This is a genomic window from Vibrio sp. St2 (assembly GCF_947311885.1).
GTDB classification, from domain to species: Bacteria; Pseudomonadota; Gammaproteobacteria; order Enterobacterales; family Vibrionaceae; genus Vibrio; species Vibrio coralliilyticus.
On sequence record NZ_CAMZNA010000008.1, the window covers coordinates 36,166 to 57,604 of the forward strand.

The 21,439-nt window shown below is 46.0% G+C and carries 17 protein-coding genes; 6 read left to right on the forward strand and 11 right to left on the reverse strand.

Annotated features, from left to right (window positions below; translation table 11 throughout):
* The first annotated feature begins 337 nt into the window (after positions 1-337).
* On the forward strand, positions 338-838 hold the full coding sequence (locus tag QMA41_RS19645; RefSeq protein WP_021456544.1) for a hypothetical protein: 501 nt from the start codon (positions 338-340) through the stop codon (positions 836-838).
* A 27-nt stretch (positions 839-865) separates the two neighbouring features.
* Here the strand turns inward: QMA41_RS19645 and QMA41_RS19650 are convergent, their stop codons facing one another.
* Entirely contained in the window at positions 866-1,213 is a 348-nt protein-coding gene (locus QMA41_RS19650) for an ATPase (RefSeq protein ID WP_281630398.1), read from the reverse strand.
* A gap of 9 nt (positions 1,214-1,222) precedes the next feature.
* Entirely contained in the window at positions 1,223-3,574 is a 2,352-nt protein-coding gene (locus QMA41_RS19655) for a S8 family serine peptidase (RefSeq protein WP_043007089.1), read from the reverse strand.
* A 684-nt stretch (positions 3,575-4,258) separates the two neighbouring features.
* Between QMA41_RS19655 and QMA41_RS19660 the strand changes: the two genes are divergently transcribed.
* The gene (locus tag QMA41_RS19660) at positions 4,259-5,023 is read left to right on the forward strand and encodes a 1-acylglycerol-3-phosphate O-acyltransferase (RefSeq protein WP_043007087.1); all 765 of its coding nucleotides are present in this window, start codon (positions 4,259-4,261) and stop codon (positions 5,021-5,023) included.
* Here QMA41_RS19660 and QMA41_RS19665 read toward each other — a convergent pair.
* Both QMA41_RS19665 and QMA41_RS19670 read right to left on the reverse strand, forming a co-directional pair.
* Positions 5,020-5,991 carry a chemotaxis protein gene (locus QMA41_RS19665; protein ID WP_006959667.1) on the reverse strand — a complete coding sequence of 324 codons (972 nt, stop codon included), beginning with the start codon at positions 5,989-5,991 and terminating at the stop codon, positions 5,020-5,022. The genes QMA41_RS19660 and QMA41_RS19665 overlap by 4 nt on opposite strands.
* 458 nt (positions 5,992-6,449) lie before the next feature.
* Positions 6,450-7,718: an O-acetylhomoserine aminocarboxypropyltransferase/cysteine synthase gene (locus QMA41_RS19670; protein WP_043007083.1), complete on the reverse strand. Its 1,269-nt coding sequence runs from the start codon at positions 7,716-7,718 to the stop codon at positions 6,450-6,452.
* A gap of 116 nt (positions 7,719-7,834) precedes the next feature.
* Here QMA41_RS19670 and QMA41_RS19675 point away from each other — a divergent pair, with 116 nt between their 5' ends.
* Positions 7,835-8,386: a hypothetical protein gene (locus QMA41_RS19675; RefSeq protein WP_281630399.1), complete on the forward strand. Its 552-nt coding sequence runs from the start codon at positions 7,835-7,837 to the stop codon at positions 8,384-8,386.
* Here QMA41_RS19675 and QMA41_RS19680 read toward each other — a convergent pair.
* Together QMA41_RS19680 and QMA41_RS19685 are read right to left on the reverse strand one after the other, a co-directional pair.
* A complete protein-coding gene (locus tag QMA41_RS19680) occupies positions 8,383-9,360 on the reverse strand; it encodes an ion channel (RefSeq protein WP_019274171.1) in 978 nt (325 codons plus the stop codon). The two genes, QMA41_RS19675 and QMA41_RS19680, sit on opposite strands and share 4 nt — an antisense overlap.
* A gap of 93 nt (positions 9,361-9,453) precedes the next feature.
* On the reverse strand, positions 9,454-10,350 hold the full coding sequence (locus QMA41_RS19685; RefSeq protein WP_095664643.1) for a LysR substrate-binding domain-containing protein: 897 nt from the start codon (positions 10,348-10,350) through the stop codon (positions 9,454-9,456).
* A gap of 103 nt (positions 10,351-10,453) precedes the next feature.
* Here QMA41_RS19685 and QMA41_RS19690 point away from each other — a divergent pair, with 103 nt between their 5' ends.
* Together QMA41_RS19690 and QMA41_RS19695 are read left to right on the forward strand one after the other, a co-directional pair.
* Positions 10,454-11,707 (forward strand): D-amino acid dehydrogenase, encoded by a 1,254-nt coding sequence (locus tag QMA41_RS19690; RefSeq protein WP_281630400.1) that lies wholly within the window; start codon positions 10,454-10,456, stop codon positions 11,705-11,707.
* A gap of 282 nt (positions 11,708-11,989) precedes the next feature.
* Entirely contained in the window at positions 11,990-13,528 is a 1,539-nt protein-coding gene (locus QMA41_RS19695) for an alanine/glycine:cation symporter family protein (RefSeq protein WP_038156459.1), read from the forward strand.
* Positions 13,529-13,648: 120 nt separating this feature from the next.
* On the opposite strand, the gene QMA41_RS19700 is transcribed toward QMA41_RS19695, so the two are convergent.
* The 4 genes from QMA41_RS19700 to guaB form a co-directional block, all read right to left on the reverse strand.
* Positions 13,649-14,239: a GPR1/FUN34/YaaH family transporter gene (locus QMA41_RS19700; RefSeq protein ID WP_038156453.1), complete on the reverse strand. Its 591-nt coding sequence runs from the start codon at positions 14,237-14,239 to the stop codon at positions 13,649-13,651.
* 251 nt (positions 14,240-14,490) lie between these two features.
* Positions 14,491-16,146, reverse strand: a complete 1,656-nt coding sequence (locus QMA41_RS19705) for a chitinase (protein WP_281630401.1) — start codon at positions 16,144-16,146, stop codon at positions 14,491-14,493.
* A gap of 312 nt (positions 16,147-16,458) precedes the next feature.
* On the reverse strand, positions 16,459-18,012 hold the full coding sequence (gene guaA, locus QMA41_RS19710) for a glutamine-hydrolyzing GMP synthase (protein WP_281630402.1): 1,554 nt from the start codon (positions 18,010-18,012) through the stop codon (positions 16,459-16,461).
* A 126-nt stretch (positions 18,013-18,138) separates the two neighbouring features.
* Positions 18,139-19,602 carry an IMP dehydrogenase gene (guaB, locus tag QMA41_RS19715; RefSeq protein ID WP_006959688.1) on the reverse strand — a complete coding sequence of 488 codons (1,464 nt, stop codon included), beginning with the start codon at positions 19,600-19,602 and terminating at the stop codon, positions 18,139-18,141.
* 231 nt (positions 19,603-19,833) lie between these two features.
* On the opposite strand from guaB, the gene xseA reads away from it, so the two are divergent.
* On the forward strand, positions 19,834-21,165 hold the full coding sequence (gene xseA / locus QMA41_RS19720; RefSeq protein WP_281630403.1) for an exodeoxyribonuclease VII large subunit: 1,332 nt from the start codon (positions 19,834-19,836) through the stop codon (positions 21,163-21,165).
* Here xseA and QMA41_RS19725 read toward each other — a convergent pair.
* Entirely contained in the window at positions 21,162-21,380 is a 219-nt protein-coding gene (locus QMA41_RS19725) for a zinc ribbon domain-containing protein (protein ID WP_006959692.1), read from the reverse strand. The genes xseA and QMA41_RS19725 overlap by 4 nt on opposite strands.
* Between the last annotated feature and the right edge of the window lie 59 nt (positions 21,381-21,439).

The window sequence follows — 21,439 nt, forward strand, 5'->3', positions numbered from 1 at the left end:
GAGATAAATGCCGATTAGACGATCTGTTATCTTCATGATATTCAACACACTCGTTAACACTTTTCTCGACGTCACCCCACATAGCGCTGTTTATAATCGCTAGTCATTTTCATTAGTAGAAGTCATCACCTTGATACCGGGAAAATCATATTTCAAATCGCTCAAGAAACGCTGGAAGCAACAGGCCAAAGATAAAGTCAAAGCCATGCTGTTAGGATGCGTACCGGGACAAAAAAATCCACAACAACGGTTAGGATCATCCCGCCCGGCTGGTAGCTGCCAATTGAAACACACCCTCTGCCACAACCTTGAACAATATGAAGGTAAGGTGCCTCACATGTACCTCGACACCCGAGGCCACGTGACAACCGGTATTGGGCACTTGATTGCCAATACTCATCAGGCCGCAGAATTGGAGTTTCTCCATCTATCTTCGGGAAAACGAGCTACAAAATCAGAGATCATTAAAGAGTTCACACGGATACGGAAGCTTCCCTACGGGCAAAAATACGGTGCGGGGTTTTACAAAAAACACACAGGCTTGATTCTGAGTGACCAAGCTATGTTTACCATGATGGAGCAGCACATCGAGAGCTTTGAGAACGAACTGTGGGCTATTTATGGCAAGACAAACTTTGAGCGTTTACCAGACAACGTTAAGCTGGCGCTGTTTGATATGATCTTTAACTTAGGCATGCCCAAACTTAAAAATACGTTTGTGAAATTTAATCAGCATATTCACGCAGGCAACTTCCGTAAAGCGGCGCAGGAGTGTCGCCGTCGAGGCATTTCAGACCACCGTAATCAGTATGTGAGATCACTACTGGAAAGGGCATAAAAAAGCGCCCCATTAGGGGCGCTCTGGTTATTGTGAGTAAAGACGTCGAATAGGCTCAGGCTCAACATAATCAATCAGCTCCTCATTGCTCAGCTTATCGATTTGATCCTGAGTGGCCGACACCACCAGCACATGCTGATTATCCAGTGCGTCGACGACTTCAATGTCATTAGAATGAAGAAGCTCTCTAGCTTGCAGCTCTTTGCCTTCGTGATACTTCACAAAGAACCGCGGTTGCTCTGCCGCTGCCTGAGCAGGTCTCTTATCCACTGGGGGAAACGCCGGATTTCCTGCCATTGCATTGGCGGAGAAAGTCGCGGCCAGTAGGCTGAGAGCGCCAACACATGGCAATGACGTTAGTATTTGCTTCTTCATACTCACTCCTTATTGAAATGATAGTGTCCAGCTATTGATGCTGCCCGTATCTTGGTTAGCGCTGTCTACCGCATTCAACTTCCAAGTTCCTTTAGACTCAAAGCCACTAAAGTCAGCTTGGTAAGTCTCCTTGATGTTGTTTGCCGAACTGCCAGTATTGTCATGCAGTGTCACTTGACCACCTGTCGGTGACGTTAACGTAACACGTAAGTCACCGATGTATGTGTGACTAATGTCCAGTTCAACAGATACCGTACCCGCATCACCAGAGCGTGATACATCCAATGAACTAGTCGCGCCTGCGCTGTTGTTATCTGGAATCGCGATGGTATCTGAGTTAGTAAAGCTTGATGGCGTTTGGTTCCCAGAATCTGCACCGTTATGCGTTGCAACCAGAGAGGCACCGCTGTACGCCGAGTAGCCGTACACCAATACTTCATAAGTACCCGCAGAGCTTACGTTCAGTGAACAGCTTTCACCGTTACCTTGTTCCCATGAACGGCAGTCATAGGTACTGGTACTAGGCGTACCATTAAAACGCACGTACATATCCGCATCACCCGTACCTCCACTCAGGTTAAAGGTCGCTTGAGTCGCATCAGAAGGAACGTCGAACGTGTAAATTGTGCTTGATTTGCTTCCTGCAGATAGTGAAGTTTTCGCAACACCATTCTCAAGTACTTTACTTAGATCGAGTGGGCCATTACAGCCAGAATCCAAGTAAGTCTTCGCGGCATCCGCATTCACCAAACCATAACCTGTACGGTTGTCACGACCTTCAGAATCGATGTCCGTTGCCGATGCTGTCAGTGCTTTACGTACTTGTTGCGCTGTACACGTTGGGTGATAGCTCCATACTAGACCGGCAACACCTGCTACGTGTGGCGTCGCCATAGATGTACCATTGTAGTACTCATAATCTTCACCCTTGGTGGTTTTGACTGTTACGCTTTGACCAAGCTGATTCGCCAGTTCTAGGCCAAATTCGCGGTCAACTGTAACGGAAACCATACGATAGTCATTGTTGTCATCCAGTACGAATGGGTTCTGTAAACCTGACAATTCTTGGTTACTGTATACGATCGCTGCTTTAGCACCTGCGTTGTAACACGCCTTAACTGGGTTGATTTCTGGGCGAACGCCTGTTGCTTGGTTATCAATACGCTCAGTCAGACAGATCTTGTCTGACATATCGCCACAGTTATAGCTGCCTGACGAGATATCACAAGCTGCAAGAGGTGCGGTAAACGTACCGGCAATCGGATCAGAAATGTAATCGCCTGACTGAAGAATTTTACGATTGTGTGGAACGACACCACGGTCGAAGTTGCTCACTCCGTTAATCGTAATATCTGACAGTACACCTTCACCAACAGTTACAGTTGACAGTACCGCCACACCTGGTGCTGCGATATCCACTTGATCTGTCGCTTGAGAGAAAGCAGCATGCTGGTTTTTGTTGTCTACAGCCGCCACTGACATTACAGCATCATAAGAGGCTGGGTAGCTGTGAGCTGTGTTACCAGAGTTACCTGCCGCGGCTATAAGTAGAACACCGTCATCGTATATCGACTGAAGTGCGTTGCGCTCTGTTATGCTCGACTGACTACCACCGAGGCTCATGTTGACTACATCGGCACCGTTGTCCGCACAGGTCTGGATCGCCTTCACTAAGCTAGATGAATATCCCCAGCCCGCTTCATTAAACACCTTAACGATATGCAGATTCACGTTCTGGTTTGGCATTACGCCTTTAACGCCTTCGTTGTTGGCAATCGCTGCGATAGTACCCGCAACGTGAGTACCGTGAGCATTATTATTACCCGGAGAGCTCCATGAGCCTGTGCCACTGTCGTTAGTACCTTGGACACGGTTGCCGCTCAGGTCGTTATGACTGATGTCGTAACCTGAATCAATAATACACACAGTACGGTTGCCCGCATTGGAGTCACTTAACAATTGAGCGTTAACGGCGCTAAAGCCCCAAGGCGTAGTTTCACTCAATAGGTAACGTGGAGGGTCGACCTCAACATATTCAACCTGGCTATTCTCACGCAGTGCCGACAGCTCGCTGTCATCCACTTCCACACTGTAAAGTGCTTGGTTACCCAATTTCTCTACTTTGCGAGCTTTCACTTCATCTAACACCGCTTCGCGCGCTTTCGATGGAGCGACTGCTGAACTAGCCATTGAGAATGGTGCAGGCGCATCTTCTTTGAACTTGACTATATATTTAGTCGGGAGATCCGCTTCATTAAAGCCCATTGGTGACGCTGCGAAAGCAGACGTTGCACCAGCTATAGCCACTGTCATTGATGATAGGACGAATATCCCTTTGGTTTTATTTATCATGTTGTGCATTTGCTCTGATCCTTTTTGAGCTATTATTATTCACTTTATCCTCATGAACAGTCATTCTTCATAACTACTCAAGAGAGCATTAGCTATAAAGTATGCTTATAAAACATCCAATAATTTATAAAATAAAATATTCACAAACAGGCAAGAAATCAACTAAACAACAGGACCAGTTAACATTAAATGATTAATAAAAAACCTTAAAAAGCAATTAGTTAATAACAAAAAGTGCATTTATAGTTATTTTATTTGAGTTTTTATTCTAATGACATATAAATTGATATTATTAATAATTAGAGCTTATGGAAGCTCTGACTTTACAGGGAATGACAAAATGACAATTTAGTCATTAAAATGAATAAAGGGATATTACTATTACAGCAAGAAGTCGATCTTTTCCGGCTTTGCAAACACAATGATTGTAAAACAATGGGCACAACCGTCCCCCACTCTCGTCAGCTTGATAGCGGCTCTTTGCTGATATCCTCTTATATTGGATCAGAGACGTGCTACCATACCCACCTCGATATAAAGTTAATTGCATATTAATATTGAAATCTCGATGAAGTTTCCCCCAACTGAACTCAATTTCTGTTGCAATTTAGTTAAATAGATTGAAAACTCTAGCTTAAACCGAATGGTTTCCATCGGTCTCATGACGTACTCGTATTAAAGAGGAAAAGTGTTTTGCTTGGTATTATTCGCCTGATTTTGGCTGCGATTTTTGTTGTCTTCACTACTCTGTTTGCTTTGATTTATTGCTTGTTCAGCCCAAGAAATCCAAAGCATGTCTACTTTTTCTGTCGTTGGTTTAATCAGCTACACAAGCTCATCGGCCTCAAATTGATACAACGTGGATTAGATAGAGCCCCAACGCCAGCCAATAGCGTTTATATCTCTAATCATCAAAGTGTGTACGACTTTGTCACAGCACCGGGGATGCTGCGCCCAAGAACCGTCTCCTTGGGGAAAAAAGATCTACTCTGGATTCCTTTCTTCGGTCAACTTTACTGGATTACTGGCAATATACTGATTAACAGAGAAAACAAGTCACAGGCACGCGATACCATCAAACAAGTAGCAGAAGCCATTCATCAACGAGATCTGTCTGTTTGGGTTTACCCCGAGGGAACACGCAGTAAAGGTCGAGGGTTGTTACCTTTTAAAACTGGCGCATTTCGCATGGCGATTGAAGCTGGGGTTCCGATTACCCCCATGTGTGTCAGCACTACCCATAACAAGATTGACTTAAATCGTCGTGACAATGGTGTGGTGATTTCTGAAATGCTCGAACCCATTGATGTCTCTGGGTATAAAATCGAAGACGCACGAAAGCTAGCGGAGCATTGTCACACATTAATGGCATCGAAAATAAAAGAGCTGGACAACGAAGTTGCCCAGCTCGAAAGACAGAACAGTAAATCGCTCTCAGGAGAGCAACACAGTCTTTAGAAAATATATTGGTCCATCATTGCGACCATACGGCCAATCTCTGGTTTGGTGATAGTATCATTCGCACCTAATGCCAGAGCTTTGGCCCGGTTGTCATCACTCATCAATGACGAGAACATCACAATCGGTAGCTCTTTGTAAGCTTCAGAGTCACGTAAGCGTTTGACTAAGTGCATACCATCCATACGAGGCATTTCAACGTCCGTCACCACAGCGTCAACCAACTCAGTAACAGGTATCTCTTCTTTCTTAGCGACTTCCGCAATTTCCATTAACTTCTCATGCGCCTCACCACCATCTTTACATGCAATGATGTTATAACCCGCCGAGCTTAATGTGTCCTGAATCAAGCTGCGAATGAAGGCAGAGTCATCGACCACCATAACAGTCTTCGCATTACGCTTCGCCACCATTTTCTGATTAAGATCGACACTTTTATCCACCTTAACATCGTATTTTTCCATACTCAGTTCTGGGTTGATGTCTGCGATGATCTTCTCGAAATCAAGGATCATAATCAGGTTGCCATCTTTACGCACAACGGCGACCACACAATCCTGTTCACCAGCTTCAAGGAATTGGCTTGGTGACTCAACATCATTCCAGGAAATACGATGAATGCGGCTAATGCTGTCAATCAGAAAGCCGTTAGTCATGCGGTTGAAATCCGTCACAATGACAAACTTCTTCTCTAAATCTTTGCTCGTTGGAACACCTAACCAGCCAGCAAGGTCGACCAGAGGAGTAAGAATATCTCGGGAAGAGAATACACCAACCATATGTGGCTGAGCATTCGGGTAATCGGTCGTTTCCGGTACCTGTATGACTTCACGCACTTTGGCAACGTTAATGCCGTAATAACAGGTCTTTTTAGAGCCATCGGGCATCTGTTTAACTAGATGAAACTCAATAATCTCAAGTTCATTGGTGCCGCTTTCTGTAAGAATTGTACTGCTTGAAACGCTCATAGTTGATTTTACTCATTCCCGGTATCATTCACACTTACGCAGAGTGTTTCTCGCCTGCGTAACTACCTTTAATCTGCCGCCTCGGGATTTGTATTTTTAGTTAATGCTTGAGGCGCAAGTAAAACTATCTCATTTATCAATATAAATGCCAGAAGAATTCATCAATCTCATTGCAAGCTCTTGTGTCGCTCACACTATGATGAAGCATTGGTTACCTCTCCTAGTATAAGCCCCGAGTGGTGAACTTTCCTTAAACCAGAAAGAAATGCTCTCATAAGGCTGTAATTGTAGAATCAACAGCACTGGTAAGTATCTGTATAGAAAGGTGAACTCAATGTCTACTTTACTATAACGGCAATGTTGCGAAATAGTTGAATAAATATCACGAAATCAATGTCAAAGAGTGAGAGGAAATAAGGTTTGATTAAAAGCACTGGGATTTCCCAGTGCTTTAGCCGTTATGCACTCAACGCTTGTTCCAAGTCGGCAAGAATATCGTCGATATGCTCAATACCCACGGAAAGTCTGATCATTTCAGGCGAAACGCCGGCCTGAGCCTGCTCTGCTTCACTTAACTGGCGGTGGGTGGTGGAAGCGGGATGACAAGCCAGGGATTTGGCATCACCGATGTTAACCAGTCGCTTAAAGATTTTCAGTGCATCATAGAAACGTACCCCAGCGTCGTAGCCATCTTTAAGACCAAAAGACAGAATCGCCGAAGGTTTACCTTTCATGTACTTCTCAGCCAGCGGGTAATGATCTGAAGTTGGCAAGCCCGCATAACTAACCCAACTGACTTTATCGTGCTGGTTGAGGAACTCTGCAACCTTGAGCGCATTTTCTGTATGGCGCTCCATACGTAGCGACAGTGTTTCCAACCCTTGGATCAGCATAAATGCATTCATTGGTGATAACGCAGCCCCAGTGTTACGTAGTGGTACTGTCCTAGCCCTACCAATAAAGGCCGCCTCACCAAACGCTTCGGTGTACACCACGCCATGGTAAGACGGTTCTGGCTGATTAAAAACTGGGAAACGGGCTTTATGCTGCGCCCAAGGGAATTTACCGGAATCGATGATGATCCCGCCCAATGTCGTTCCATGCCCGCCGACGTATTTCGTTAAGGAGTGAACGACGATATCAGCACCAAATTCAATCGGCTTACACAAGGCAGGAGTCGCAACCGTATTATCGACAATCACAGGAACACCTTTGGCATGTGCCAGCTCCGCAACCCGCTCTAAATCAATAATATTACCTGCCGGGTTACCGATACTTTCACAGTAAATCGCCTTAGTGTTGTCATCGATCAGTTCAGCAAGACTTTCTGGTTTATCGTCTTTCGCAAATTTCACCTCAATACCTTGGTTTGGCAACATATGGGCGAACAGCGTGTAGGTACCACCATAAAGCTGAGGTGTCGAAATAATGTTATCTCCTGCCTGAGCCAGTGTCAGAATCGCGTAGTTGATTGCCGCACTCCCCGCACTAACAACCAGGCCTGCAATCCCCCCTTCCAGCGCTGCCATACGTTTTTCCAGCACATCATTGGTCGGGTTCATAATCCGAGTGTAGATGTTCCCCGGCACTTCAAGGTTAAACAAATCAGCACCATGCTGAGCATTGTCAAACTCGTAGGCAACCGTCTGATAGATAGGCGTAGCAACCGATTTAGTGGTTGGGTCAGTTTCATAACCAAAGTGAATTGATAAGGTTTCGTCTTTCATATACCTTCCTTGGGCAAGCGAATAAATGTGGAATTAATGTCTTATCAATAAATACCCGCATTGTGTTCAAAACCTAATCATACTGTGAATGCATTCACACTAAACCCTTGAAAGCCATGACTGAGAAGATTCTGCTAAATACGCCTCTTTATACCTTTTGTCGTCAACTGGATACGGCCAACATAACAGACCTCTCGTTGTTTACGACAGATACGAAACAAGTGTGGCTGGACAAAATTGCCCTGCTGCGAAAGCAACTAACTGCGCTGCCACATTTAGCCGGACAAGTGATATTACGCTTACCAATGGGTCTAGAGAGTGAAGAGATTGACGCTGTGGTGCTTTATCGTGGGATCGTATTTGTTATTCAACTTGAGCTTGAGAGCACTGACTATAAGGCAAGTTCGAGCGCCCGAGTTTATCAGACAGCCCGACAGTTGAAAGATCTCACGACTCTCAATAAAGAACTGTATATGGTTCCTGTGCTACTGGCAGCCAAAGCAAAGCCTCAAGCTGGACCATTGGCCGCTTCCCAAGACTTATTGTTTGATACCATGTGTGACTCTGGCGAGTATTTATCTGCGCTGATCGAGCACTTTTCCAACCAGTTTAAAGCGGATGAAATCGATGCTGAAAACTGGTTGGTACAACATTATCGCAGCCTCTAACGCGTCATTTTCTTCACGAACACCACCACAAACAACGCCATGGTAAAGCTGCCGAGAAACGCTTCGAAGGCAGCGATAAACCTCGCGACCCCGACGGGCGAGATATCCCCGTAACCCAAAGTGGTAAACGTAACGACGCTAAAGTAGAGCGAGTTGAGGAATTCAAAAAAGTAGAACTGCCAGCCGCTAAGATCTTCGTATATCGGGTGCGCGCCCGTAGTATCCAAAAAGAAATACGCCATCGCACAAACCAATATCAGAAAAATGGAAAAGCCCACAACCCGCATTGGATCTTCGCCATAGCCACAAAACAGATCGACGACCTTAGAAACGATCCGCTTTATGCTGAACTTAGGCATCTGATAACGACGAAAACGCATCTCTCGCTTGAAGAAATCGCCAGCCATCTCAAACAGCCCCTGCTTTTCACACTGTTTACGTATATTGCGACAAACTTCTTCCGCTTCTTGGTACAGAGAAGCAGACTCTTTGTACTTTCGCTTTTTACGCGCCTGCCTGGCCTGGTGCTCTTGCTTGAGGTACGTCCCCCACTCAACATTTTCCAGTTTCGCCCGGCCGAGATCGGCTCCCAATAAGTTGCAGTTATCTAACTTTGCACAATGAAGATTTGCTCCCAACATCTTTGATTTCATTAAGGAGGAGCCACGCAAATCCAGACCGAAAAAGTGTGCATCGGTCAGATCCGCGCGGTAAAAATCCACGTTGCGACATGAATAGCCTTCTTTACAACCTCGATTGACCAAATTGATATCAACCAAGTTCGTTTTTGCCAACTGAAATCCGTCTAAAGGTTTACCCGCTGCGGCCCATTGTTCAACCTTGTCTTTTATATCATCTTTGCTTTTATCGACTTTGGGATCATGCCAGTAACATAGTCCTGACTCTCCACACGGTTGATCGCAGCACCAGCCATCAGGATTTTGATAGCTGCATTGGCCTTGTGTAGATTTCATATGCGCTGCCCCGTAAGCACGTCAGCAAACTGACGCTTACTGACTCTATTAAGTGTAGTGGGTGCATATGCACTCGCAAACGCAATTTACAACTTAATCAATAAGGCTTTGTTGTTTCAGCCAACTTTTAAATAATCGGGTATGAGGATTATCAAGGTGGGTAATAATGAAATAGCCCGCATTGGCACGAATGGCAGGAAACGGCGCGACTAGCCTTTCTTGATTGATCTCATCTCCCAAAAGAGCCATTCGCGCCAGCGCAATTCCCAACCCCGCTTCCGCCGCAGACATCGCCATGTCGGTGCGATTAAAGAAGTGGCCCTGATGAGTGTCGAAGTCAAGACTATGCTGTGCGGCCCAGTATTTCCACTCCTGATCTTTCGAGGAATCGCTCCAAGGCATAGCGTCATGAAGCAAAGTAACTTGCTGCCAGTCTTCAGATGAACCCGTCGCACAGAGGTGTGAAAAGTGATGAAAGTACCCTGGGCTCATCACAGGTAAAAGAGATTCTTCCATCAACAGTTCTGCTTGAGGCAACTTGTAAGGCAAAGGCCCATAATCAATGGCAATGTCAAAGTCTCGACTCTCACTGTCCACCAACGCTCCTTCGGCAAAAGTGTGGATCTGGATCTCTGGATGACGCTTCTGAAAATCGTCCAAACGCGGCACCAACCATTTGAAGGCCAAAGAGGGAGTGAGCTTAAGCCGTATCTGTTTACTGTCGGTAACGTGCGTCAATTTGTAGACATTGTCCTCAATTGCCGCCAAATGTGGCGTCACTGACTGAACCAGCTTATTCCCTTTTTCGGTCAGGCGGATACCTCTTGCGTGACGCTCAAACACACTAAAGCCTAAGCGCTCTTCCACCGCCTGCAGTTGCTGACTGACCGCTCCCGTAGTGAGATTGAGCTCACGGGCAGCGCTGGTCAGACTGCTGTGTTTAGCGACGATGCACACCAGATTGATGCCATTAAGCAGAACAGATTTCATAAAAGCTTTTAGTTTTTCTAAACAGTACTGTTAATTCTTATCGATTGTTAATCAGATGTAAATCCACCACGCTTAGCAAAATCGTTAATTTGTGGAGTTGAGTGTGAAAGTCGTTATCTTAGGCAGTGGTGTGGTGGGATTAACCAGCGCTTGGTATTTATCTCAAGCAGGTTGCCAAGTCACTGTCATTGATCGCCAGCCCCGCGCTGCGGAAGAAACCAGCTTTGCTAACGCCGGGCAGATCTCTTATGGCTATTCATCCCCTTGGGCTGCACCTGGTGTTCCACTCAAGGCAATGAAATGGCTATTAGAAGAACACGCTCCGCTAAAAATCAAACCTAGCCTCAGCCCCGAACTCCTCCATTGGGCCAGCCAAATGCTGAAAAATTGCCAGCTGGACAGGTACCGGATTAACAAAGCCCGTATGTTGGCGATTGCCAATCGTAGCCGAGAGTGTTTAGCGCAGTTAAACCAGCAATACGACCTCAATTATCAAGGGCGCACTCAAGGGACACTGCAAATTTTCCGCAACCATAAACAATTGGAAGCCGTAGAGAAGGACATTACTTTACTGGAAGAGAGTGGTACTCGCTATCAATTGCTGGATGCCAAGGAGTGCCTGCTTCAGGAGCCGGGGCTAGCCAAGATTCAAGGCACATTGACTGGCGGACTTTATCTACCAGATGACGAAACTGGAGATTGCTACCTGTTTTGCCAGCAACTTCAGGCAATGGCAGAAAACGCTGGCGTCGAGTTTCTGTTTAACACTGAAATTCAACGTTTGAATGTTCAGGGCAATCAGGTCACCTCTGCCGCGACATCACAGGGGGAAATCGAAGCCGACAAGTTTGTGGTCGCAATGGGCAGTTATTCAAAAAAACTTCTGGAACAAATCGGAATAGACATCCCACTCTATCCCGTGAAAGGTTACTCGTTGACTTTACCTGTGATCAATCGAGACTTTGCTCCGCAATCAACCATTATGGATGAAACGTATAAAGTAGCGGTCACACGATTTGAAAACCGGATACGCGTCGCGGGTACAGCCGAGTTAGCCGGATTTGACCCAGCTCTACCAGACAAACGACTCGCGACCTTAAATCATGTCGTTGCTAACCTATTTCCTCAGGGCACGGACTTAACTCAAGCAGAGTACTGGACAGGCTTTCGCCCAATGACACCAGATGGGACACCCATTATTGGGGAGACAAAGATCGAGAATCTGTTCACGAATACGGGTCATGGCACCTTAGGTTGGACGATGGCCTGTGGGTCAGCCGATATTCTAACTGAGGTCATCACAAGGTCTAATAACCTTAAATATAAAGAGCTAAGTACATATCGATACGGTAAATAGTATAAATATCTGCAAGAACCAACACTCACAGTACAAAAAACGAGCTACCAAACACGGCGCATATTCCTAAGTGCGCTGTGGATTTAGTCATATCAATTCAATTCTCAAGCAAATTGAAATTCCACACTACAATAACACCACTCGTTAACATTTATTTAGCATTTTGTGCCTGAGCTCACGCAAACAAACTTTAAAGTATAAATTGGTTAACATCGGAGTTACAAAAAGGTTAATATCCTGTTCAGAAAACCACCACTATAAAACTAAACAGGGAAAATACTTATGCAGTCATTAGTTGATTTTCTGAATGGAATCATCTGGAGTCCGGCACTGATTTATTTGTGTCTTGGCGCTGGTTTGTTCTACTCAATCATGACGCGATTCGTGCAAGTTCGTCACTTCGGTGAAATGTGGCGTCTGCTTCTTTCAGGTAAAAGCTCGTCCAAGGGCATTTCTTCTTTCCAGGCACTCGCCGTCTCACTTTCTGGACGTGTAGGTACAGGTAACATTGCAGGTGTTGCAGCGGCTATCGGTTTCGGTGGTCCTGGTGCAGTCTTCTGGATGTGGGTTGTTGCATTCTTTGGTGCAGCAACAGCATACGCAGAATCAACACTAGCGCAGATTTATAAAGAAGAAGACAACGGCGAATTCCGTGGTGGTCCTGCTTACTACATTGAGAAAGCAATGGGTCAGACGTGGTACGCGTGGATCTTCGCTATCGCGACCATTTTCGCTTGTGGTTTCCTACTACCGGGTGTTCAGTCAAATAGTATTGGTAATGCTGTTGAGGCAGCGTTTGGCTCAGGTGCAATGATCGAGACAGCGATCGGCACATTCAGCTTTGCGAAAATCTTAACAGGTACTGTTATCTCCGTAATCCTAGCCTTCATCATCTTCGGTGGTGTTAAGCGTATCGCGAACTTCACACAAATCGTGGTTCCTTTCATGGCGCTGGCTTACATCGTAACGGCCTTCATCATCATCCTTCTAAACATCGGTGAAGTACCACGCGTATTCTCAATGATCATTGGTGATGCGTTCACACCTATGGCAGGTGTTGGTGCAGCTATCGGTTGGGGTGTTAAACGCGGTGTTTACTCAAACGAAGCGGGTCAAGGTACAGGTCCTCACGCAGCTGCAGCTGCAAGCGTTGACCACCCAGCTCAGCAAGGTCTGGTACAGTCGTTCTCTATCTACATCGATACACTACTAGTATGTTCGGCGACAGCATTTATGATTATCATCACGGGTGCATACAACGTACACGGTGCAGAAGGCTTCCTAGTTCAGAACGTAGCAGCGGACATTGCGGCGAATGGCCCTGTCTTCACTCAGATGGCAATTGAAAGTGCATTACCGGGTATTGGTAAGCCGTTCATTGCGATTGCATTGTTCTTCTTTGCTTTCACAACCATCCTTGCGTACTACTACATTGCGGAAACAAATGTGGCCTATATCCGTCGCCACATCAAAGTTAACGGCTTGATGTTCGTACTGAAATTGGCACTTATTGCCGTTGTGTTCTACGGTACAGTTAAGACTGCAAACCTTGCGTGGGCAATGGGTGACGTGGGTGTTGGCCTGATGGCATGGCTAAACATCGTCGGTATTCTGATTATCTTCTTCATGGCGAAGCCTGCACTTAAGGCTCTAAATGATTATGAAGAGCAGCAAAAACAAGGCGTGAAAGAGTACACGTTCAACCCTGTAAAACTAGGCATCAAAGGTGCAGATTACTGGGAAGATAAATACCGTCGTAAGACAGGCAAAGAGCCTACAGCAGAAGAAGAGTCCAAACCTGTTGAGCAACCTTCAACCTAATTTGGATATCTAAGATAAAAAGCAGTGGTAAAAAAAGGGGTTAGCCTATGGCTAACCCCTTTCATCTTATGTTCCCAAATATATTTCTAACACGGCCATTAGCCATGCAAGCAATATTCTTTACGCTGCAACAGCTTCTGTTGCAACCGATGCTTTTTTCTCACCAATAGGAAGAATAGTACGGCCATATTCGTTGTTCAGTACTTGAGCCATCGCGAAGTAGATTGCACTTGCGCCACAGAAAATACCTTCAAAACCTGCAATTGTGCCAATCAGCTCACTCCCCGTGAAATCACGTGCGGCAAGTAGGAAAAACAGAATAGTTAGCGAGCCGAAAACCACTTGCTTCGCTGTTGGGTAGCAAAGAGAGCCGATAAACATGAAACCCGTGAAGATGCCCCACAGAGCTAGGTACCAACCCATAAAGTGTGCAGGGCTTGCTGGTAAACCCATGTAAGGCATAACAATCAAGCCAACCAATGTTAGCCAGAACAAGCCATAAGAAGTAAACGCGGTAGTACCAAACGTATCACCACGTTTAAAGCACATCATGCCGACAATCACTTGGCTCAGACCACCATAGAAAATACCCATTGCCAAAATCATTGAGTCAATTGGGAAGAAGCCTGCGTTATGAATGTTTAGCAGGATGGTTGTCATACCGAAACCCATCAGACCAAGTGGAGCTGGGTTAGCCAGTTTTGTTGACATTTCGCACACCTTTCAAAAAAATTAATAAAATTTACGCGCGAAGTTTAATTCCGTTCGATAAAAAAGATAGATCTGGAATGTGCAATCTAAGATTCCGAAAACCGTCCCATAAAGCTAGAAGCAATGGCAGGCTACGCCATCAATAGAATGAACAGTTGCTTGAAACCACTGTTCATTGTTCTTAGTAGTCGCAAATAAAAAAGCTCCTGCTTATTGCAGGAGCTTAGTTAATGAGTCATGAACCTTTTACATTACTGGCAAGAGATTTCATCCCAGAACCAGTTCGACTGAGTTGGCGTGTCCCAAACGCCCGGTCCGTTTTTAGCGACAAAACATTTACCTTCATGGGTAACTTTATCGCCGTTAGCAACCTGAGTTACACCTGCTTGCCACTGAATAAAGGTATCAGGCACTGGCGTAGGGTCAGGATTCGGAGTTGGATCTGGCGTAGGATCCGGTGTTGGTTCCGTTGGCGTTCCGGAAACTAATTCCCATGGCCCACCAGCACTCGGATTATCCCCCTGTGTCCACCATTTCGCTTTATACGTCGCCCCTTCATGGGTGACTTCATCACCTGTGTTGTACACCTTAGTAGCACTCCAAGCCTTTCCTGTGCCAGGATCAGGGTCAACCGGGTCTAACTGGTCAACAACACGCACTTCAGGCCAACTCGCGTGAGAGCCGTACAAATTAGTCACACATTTTTCGTAGTCACCCGGTACCAGCGCAGAGTAAGCGGTCTGGAATCCAACTAATTCACACTCAAATGAATAACCACCCGGACGATCAGCATAGTACTTCCAGTTGCCATCCCAGTTGGTGTACAACACATCAGTCGCACCATTTAGGTTAAGGCTGCCGTATGGAGTCTGTTGCCAACAGGTATTCTTTTCATCGGCTTCGATTGGAATCTGATAATAAGACGACAGTCCTTCCCAATATCTTATGCGGTTAACGGGTTGCCCTTTATTCTTATTCTGTTCTCCACACTCAATTCCCCCATTGATGATATTAATCGTGGTGCCAAAGCCATAACCAATCCCCGCTTCAATTTCACGTTGAGAAGGCGACCACGTTTTATCAATCACATGCAACATCGCTGGTTTCGGTGCTTGTGGCGTTAAAAAGAACCAGATCGCAGATGCTAAGTTCAACCAAGAGTCGGCAACTAAGCCTGGGTTGTTGAGCAAAACAGACGCATCACCATCAAACATTGCTTCGGAAAATGCGCCGTAATTAAAGTGGTAAGAAAGCTGCTTAGCACCACGTCCAAAATAACCCTGTCCAGCAGCACACGGCCATTTTTTGTTTTGCCAATCGTTCTGGCCACAACCAGTGGTATAGCCTTCCTGACCTTCTGACCAGCCCATTTCACGCACGTGTACAAGTGCCTGTTGCCACTCTTCAAGACCTAATGGGTTATCCGACACATTATCTTTGGCAATATGCCCCCCTGTTTCCTGCGCGAAGTGGGCAAATGCCGTCACGATCGAACGTTTACAGATCGCATCGGAATCTCGCCCATCCGTATACTCAGCACAAAACGCAGGGAACTTACCAATCGCACGTAGGAAGCGGGTATAAGTATATTCAGGCGCAGCCATATTAGTCAGAAAATCCCACTCAGCCTGAGGGAACACACGTTCAGCGCGCTTAACGTTATCCGGATTAGTGGCAAGGTTGGGCTCAATCGCCTCAACAACGCTATTCGGTGCTGTAGTGAGTGCCTGAGACCATATCTGGTACATAGGATCGGAAGTTTGTGCTTGTTCTGCCGCCTGAATATCAGCGCGGGCAACCACATAACCATTCGGATTCTGCGGGTCAGGTTGGATATTGGTCATCGCCCAACTGGACGACATAGCAGCCAAAGATACGGCGGCGGCCAAGTAACTTACTTTCTTCATCTCACTTTTCCTTGTTTTATAAAACTGAAAAGAGATTAGAAAAAGTCAGATCAAGAATCACGGTGAATGAACTCACCTGATGTTAAGTTGCGAGTCACTTTGTAGTTACAACGAAATAAGAAACGGTCTAGGCCAATAAAAATGTCTTTTGGCTTCAAAAACACCAAATAATTCACCGATATAGAATCCAATAACACTGTCATCATCAGCGAGCAATGTTAATTTATCAGAACATTACACTATATAATTATTAAGCCATTAAAAAAGCCAGCCCGAAGGCTGGCTCTTAACGTTTTGCATCAACGAACAGGATTATTCCCACTCAATCGTCGCTGGTGGTTTACCCGAAATGTCGTAAACCACACGCGAAATACCGTCAACTTCGTTGATAATACGGTTAGATACTTTACCAAGGAAATCGTATGGTAGGTGCGCCCAATGTGCCGTCATGAAGTCGATCGTTTCCACTGCACGTAGAGAAACGACCCAGTCGTATTTACGGCCATCGCCCATAACGCCAACAGAGCGTACAGGTAGGAATACCGTGAAGGCTTGCGATACTTTGTTGTAAAGATCCGCTGCATGTAGCTCTTCAATGAAGATAGCATCTGCACGACGTAGCAAGTCACAGTACTCTTTCTTGATTTCTCCAAGAACACGAACCCCTAGACCAGGACCTGGGAACGGGTGGCGGTAAAGCATGTTGTATGGAAGACCAAGCTCTAGGCCAATCTTACGAACTTCATCTTTGAACAGCTCACGTAGAGGTTCAACAAGACCCATTTCCATATCGTCTGGCAGGCCGCCAACGTTATGGTGAGATTTGATTACGTGTGCTTTACCTGTCTTAGATGCCGCTGACTCGATCACGTCTGGGTAGATAGTACCCTGCGCAAGCCATTTCGCGTTTTTCAGCTTCTTAGATTCTTCATCGAATACGTCGACAAATACGTGACCGATAGTCTTACGCTTCTCTTCTGGATCCGACTTACCTTCAAGAGCTGCAAGGAAACGCTCTTCTGCATCAACTTTGATGATGTTCAGACCGAATTGGTCACCGAACATATCCATCACTTGCTGACCTTCGTTTAGGCGAAGCAGACCGTTATCGACGAATACACAGGTTAGCTTGTCACCAATAGCGCGGTGAACCAGCATTGCGACGACAGATGAATCCACACCGCCCGACAGGCCTAGGATAACTTCATCGCCACCTACCTGCTCTTTAATACGCGCAACAGCATCTTCAATGATCGATTCAGAAGTCCAAAGCCCTTCACAACCACATACGCCAAGAACAAAGTTCTCAAGCATTTGCTTGCCTTGCTTAGTGTGCGTTACTTCAGGGTGGAACTGAACACCGTAGTATTTCTTCTCTTCATTGGCCATTGCCGCATAAGGACAAGTGTCAGTCTCGCCGACTTTTACGAAGTCCGCTGGAATTTCTACCACTTTGTCACCGTGGCTCATCCACACGTCTTGAGTTGCTTCAAGATCTTTAAACAGTGTCGATTCACCAGAAACTTTGACTTGTGCGTAGCCGAATTCACGCTCGGTTGACCCAGCAACTTTACCACCTAGCTGCTCAGCCATAGTCTGCATGCCGTAACATACACCTAGTACTGGCACACCAGAGTCAAATACATATTGAGGCGCGCGTGGAGAGTTATCTTCCGTTACGCTTTCTGGACCACCAGATAGGATGATACCGTCTGGATTGAATTCACGAATATCCGCTTCTTCAACGTCCCAGCTCCACAGTTCACAGTACACACCGATTTCACGTACACGGCGTGCGACTAGCTGAGTGTACTGAGAACCGAAGTCCAAGATCAGAATACGTTGGTCATGAATATTTTTAGTCATTTTGAGCAGTCTTATAAGCTAGGTTATTAAAACGGAGGCGAGTGTACTCGCCTCTTATTAATGCTTCAAGGAAAAAAGCAAACGTTTACGTCAGGTGTGTAGGTTTTATTTTTACAACAGTAAAAATTAACCTAGACGGTAGTTTGGTGCTTCCTTGGTAATTTGAACGTCGTGTACATGAGACTCTTTCATGCCAGCGCCCGAAATACGTACAAATTCAGCTTTAGTACGCATATCTTCAACGGTTGCACTGCCAGTAAGACCCATGCTTGAACGTAGACCACCCATTTGTTGGTGAACGATCTCTTTCAGGCGACCTTTGTATGCGATACGGCCTTCGATACCTTCAGGAACAAGTTTGTCGGCAGCATTATCAGACTGGAAGTAACGGTCAGATGAGCCTTGAGACATCGCGCCTAAAGAGCCCATACCGCGGTAAGCTTTGTAAGAACGGCCATTGTATAGAATGACTTCACCTGGTGCTTCTTCTGTACCAGCGAACATTGAGCCAACCATCACACATGATGCGCCAGCAACGATAGCTTTACAGATATCACCAGAGAAACGAATACCGCCATCCGCAATGACTGGAATGCCATATTCGTTCGCAACTTCTGCCGCATCTGCAATAGCAGTAACCTGAGGAACACCTACGCCAGTTACGATACGAGTGGTACAGATAGAGCCAGGGCCGATGCCCACTTTAACCGCACTGACACCCGCTTCAATCAGCGCTTTAGCGCCTGCACTAGTTGCAACGTTACCACCAATGATGTCTAGATCTGGGTAAGCCGCACGAGTTTCACGAATACGGTTTAGGACACCTTCAGAATGGCCATGAGAAGAGTCGATAAGTAGAACGTCAACACCCGCTTCAACCAAGGCTGCAACACGCTCTTCGTTACCTGCACCAGCACCAACTGCTGCACCAACGCGTAGACGACCTTGCGCATCTTTACATGCGTTTGGTTTACGTTCTGCTTTATGGAAATCTTTTGCTGTAATCATACCGGTTAGTTGGAACTCATCGTTCACAACCAGTACTTTCTCAACACGTGCTTCATGCATTTTCTCTTGCACTTCTTCACGAGTTGCACCTTCTTTTACTGCCGCCAGACGCTCCTTAGGTGTCATAACGACTTCAACTTTCTTAGAAAGGTCAGTTACGAAACGAACGTCACGGCCAGTGATGATACCAACTAACTCATTGTTGTCAGTTACGACAGGGAAACCTGCAAAACCATGCTTTTCTGTTAGAGCCACAACGTCTGCAATTGTTGCATCAGGGTTTACAGTAACCGGATGTGAAACCACGCCAGCTTCGTAAATCTTAACCTGATGAACCATTTCAGCTTGCTGCTCAATCGACATGTTTTTGTGGATAAAGCCAATGCCACCTTCCTGCGCTAGAGCGATAGCCAGACGAGCTTCCGTCACGGTATCCATAGAGGCAGAAATCATCGGAATGTTAAGGGTGATGTTTTTCGTCAGCTGAGTGCGAAGATCAGCTGTGTTTGGGAGAACGGTGGAGTGTGCTGGCACTAGTAGAACATCGTCGAATGTCAGCGCTTCTTTGGCAATTCTTAGCATTTGCAATATCTCACAATTAGAGGAGTAAAAGAACAATCCGGTCTCATCGTTTCGCATAATGAGGGCAGTTAGCGGAGAAGCTAGGCTGCATTTGGATTAGATATTGCGGACGGATTATACGGCTAACGCAATCGCTTGACCACAAGTTTTTTTAATTTTTTTCTTGCAATTCCCCCCTTGCTATGTATTATATTGCCGCTAATTTCCATACTCACGCCTATGAGATTAGCTGTGTCATCTTTGACCAATCAAAACATCTTCACTGTATCTCGTCTTAATTCTGAAGTTCGCCTATTACTAGAAAATGAAATGGGTATTGTGTGGTTGGTCGGCGAAATCTCAAACTTCTCTGCGCCCGTTTCAGGCCATTGGTATTTTACCCTCAAAGACTCCCGTGCTCAGGTTAAGTGCGCCATGTTCCGTGGTAACAATCGCCGGGTGACTTTTAAACCTCAGAATGGCAATCAGGTTTTAGTCAAAGCTCGTCTGTCATTGTATGAGCCTCGTGGTGACTACCAACTTATTATCGAGAGTATGCAGCCTGAGGGTGATGGCCGACTTCAGCAGCAGTTTGAAGAATTGAAAATGAAGCTGGCCGGTGAAGGTTTGTTTGCCCAAACCAGCAAACAAACATTGCCGGAGCACCCAAAACGCGTTGGCGTAGTGACCTCCAAAACCGGCGCTGCCCTCTTCGATATTCTTGATGTCCTTAAGAGGCGTGATCCTTCGTTACCTGTCGTGGTTTACCCGACACTAGTTCAAGGAGAGGATGCGGCCATTCAGATCGCACAGGCCATAGGTTGTGCGAATAGTCGCAACGAATGTGACGTGTTGATTGTTGGTCGAGGCGGCGGTTCTTTGGAAGATCTTTGGTGTTTCAACAACGAAATTGTCGCACGTACAATTGCAGCCAGTCAGATACCTATTATCAGTGCTGTCGGACATGAAATCGATGTGACTATCGCCGACTTTGTTGCCGATATGCGTGCACCTACACCATCAGCCGCAGCGGAATTAGTCAGCCGAGATAACAGCCACAAAGCGCAAGCCATCAATGCTCGTCAGCACAAACTTCATAGTGCTATTCGTCATTATCTGACCAAGCATAAACAAACCACGTCGACGCTACAGCACCGACTGGAACGTCAACACCCGTCTCATCAACTTCAGAGACAGAGCCAACAGCTCGACGAGTTGTCTGTTCGTCTGCAACGCTCAATGGAACGCTATCTGACTACCCGCAGTCAGAATGTAGAACGCCAGCAATATAAGCTACAACTCCACTCTCCAGTGGCGCGACTCAATGAACAGAAGCTGTCGTTACAAAGACTTGAGCAAACTCTGATGGACGCGATGGACAGAAAGCTACTTAACTCTCGCCACCAACTCGCACTGGCTGCTGAAAAACTGGATACTGTCAGCCCGCTCGCGACGTTAAAACGTGGATACTCCATTACTCAAGATGCATCAGGTAAAGTGCTGACCAAAGCGGCCGAGACAAAAACGGGTGATACTCTGGTCACCCGTTTATCTGACGGAGAGATACATTCTACCGTCGTTTAAGCCTGTTTAATGAACTGAAAGCCAACTCTGGACTTCGACTTAAGTTCGTTACAAGTGTGACAAAAATAGCTGGCGGAACCACAAGCCTGTAATTTTTCTAGCTTGTCTTCACACTCAGGGCAGTAGCCAACCTTGATGTAATCACTTGCACAGTCATTGCAGTGGTAATGACCTTGCCACTCTAGCTCTTTCTGACATACTGGACACGGATTCATATTGAATTCTCTTAATCGATGCTTCTACTGAGAGCTTATATTCTGAGACACTCCAGATA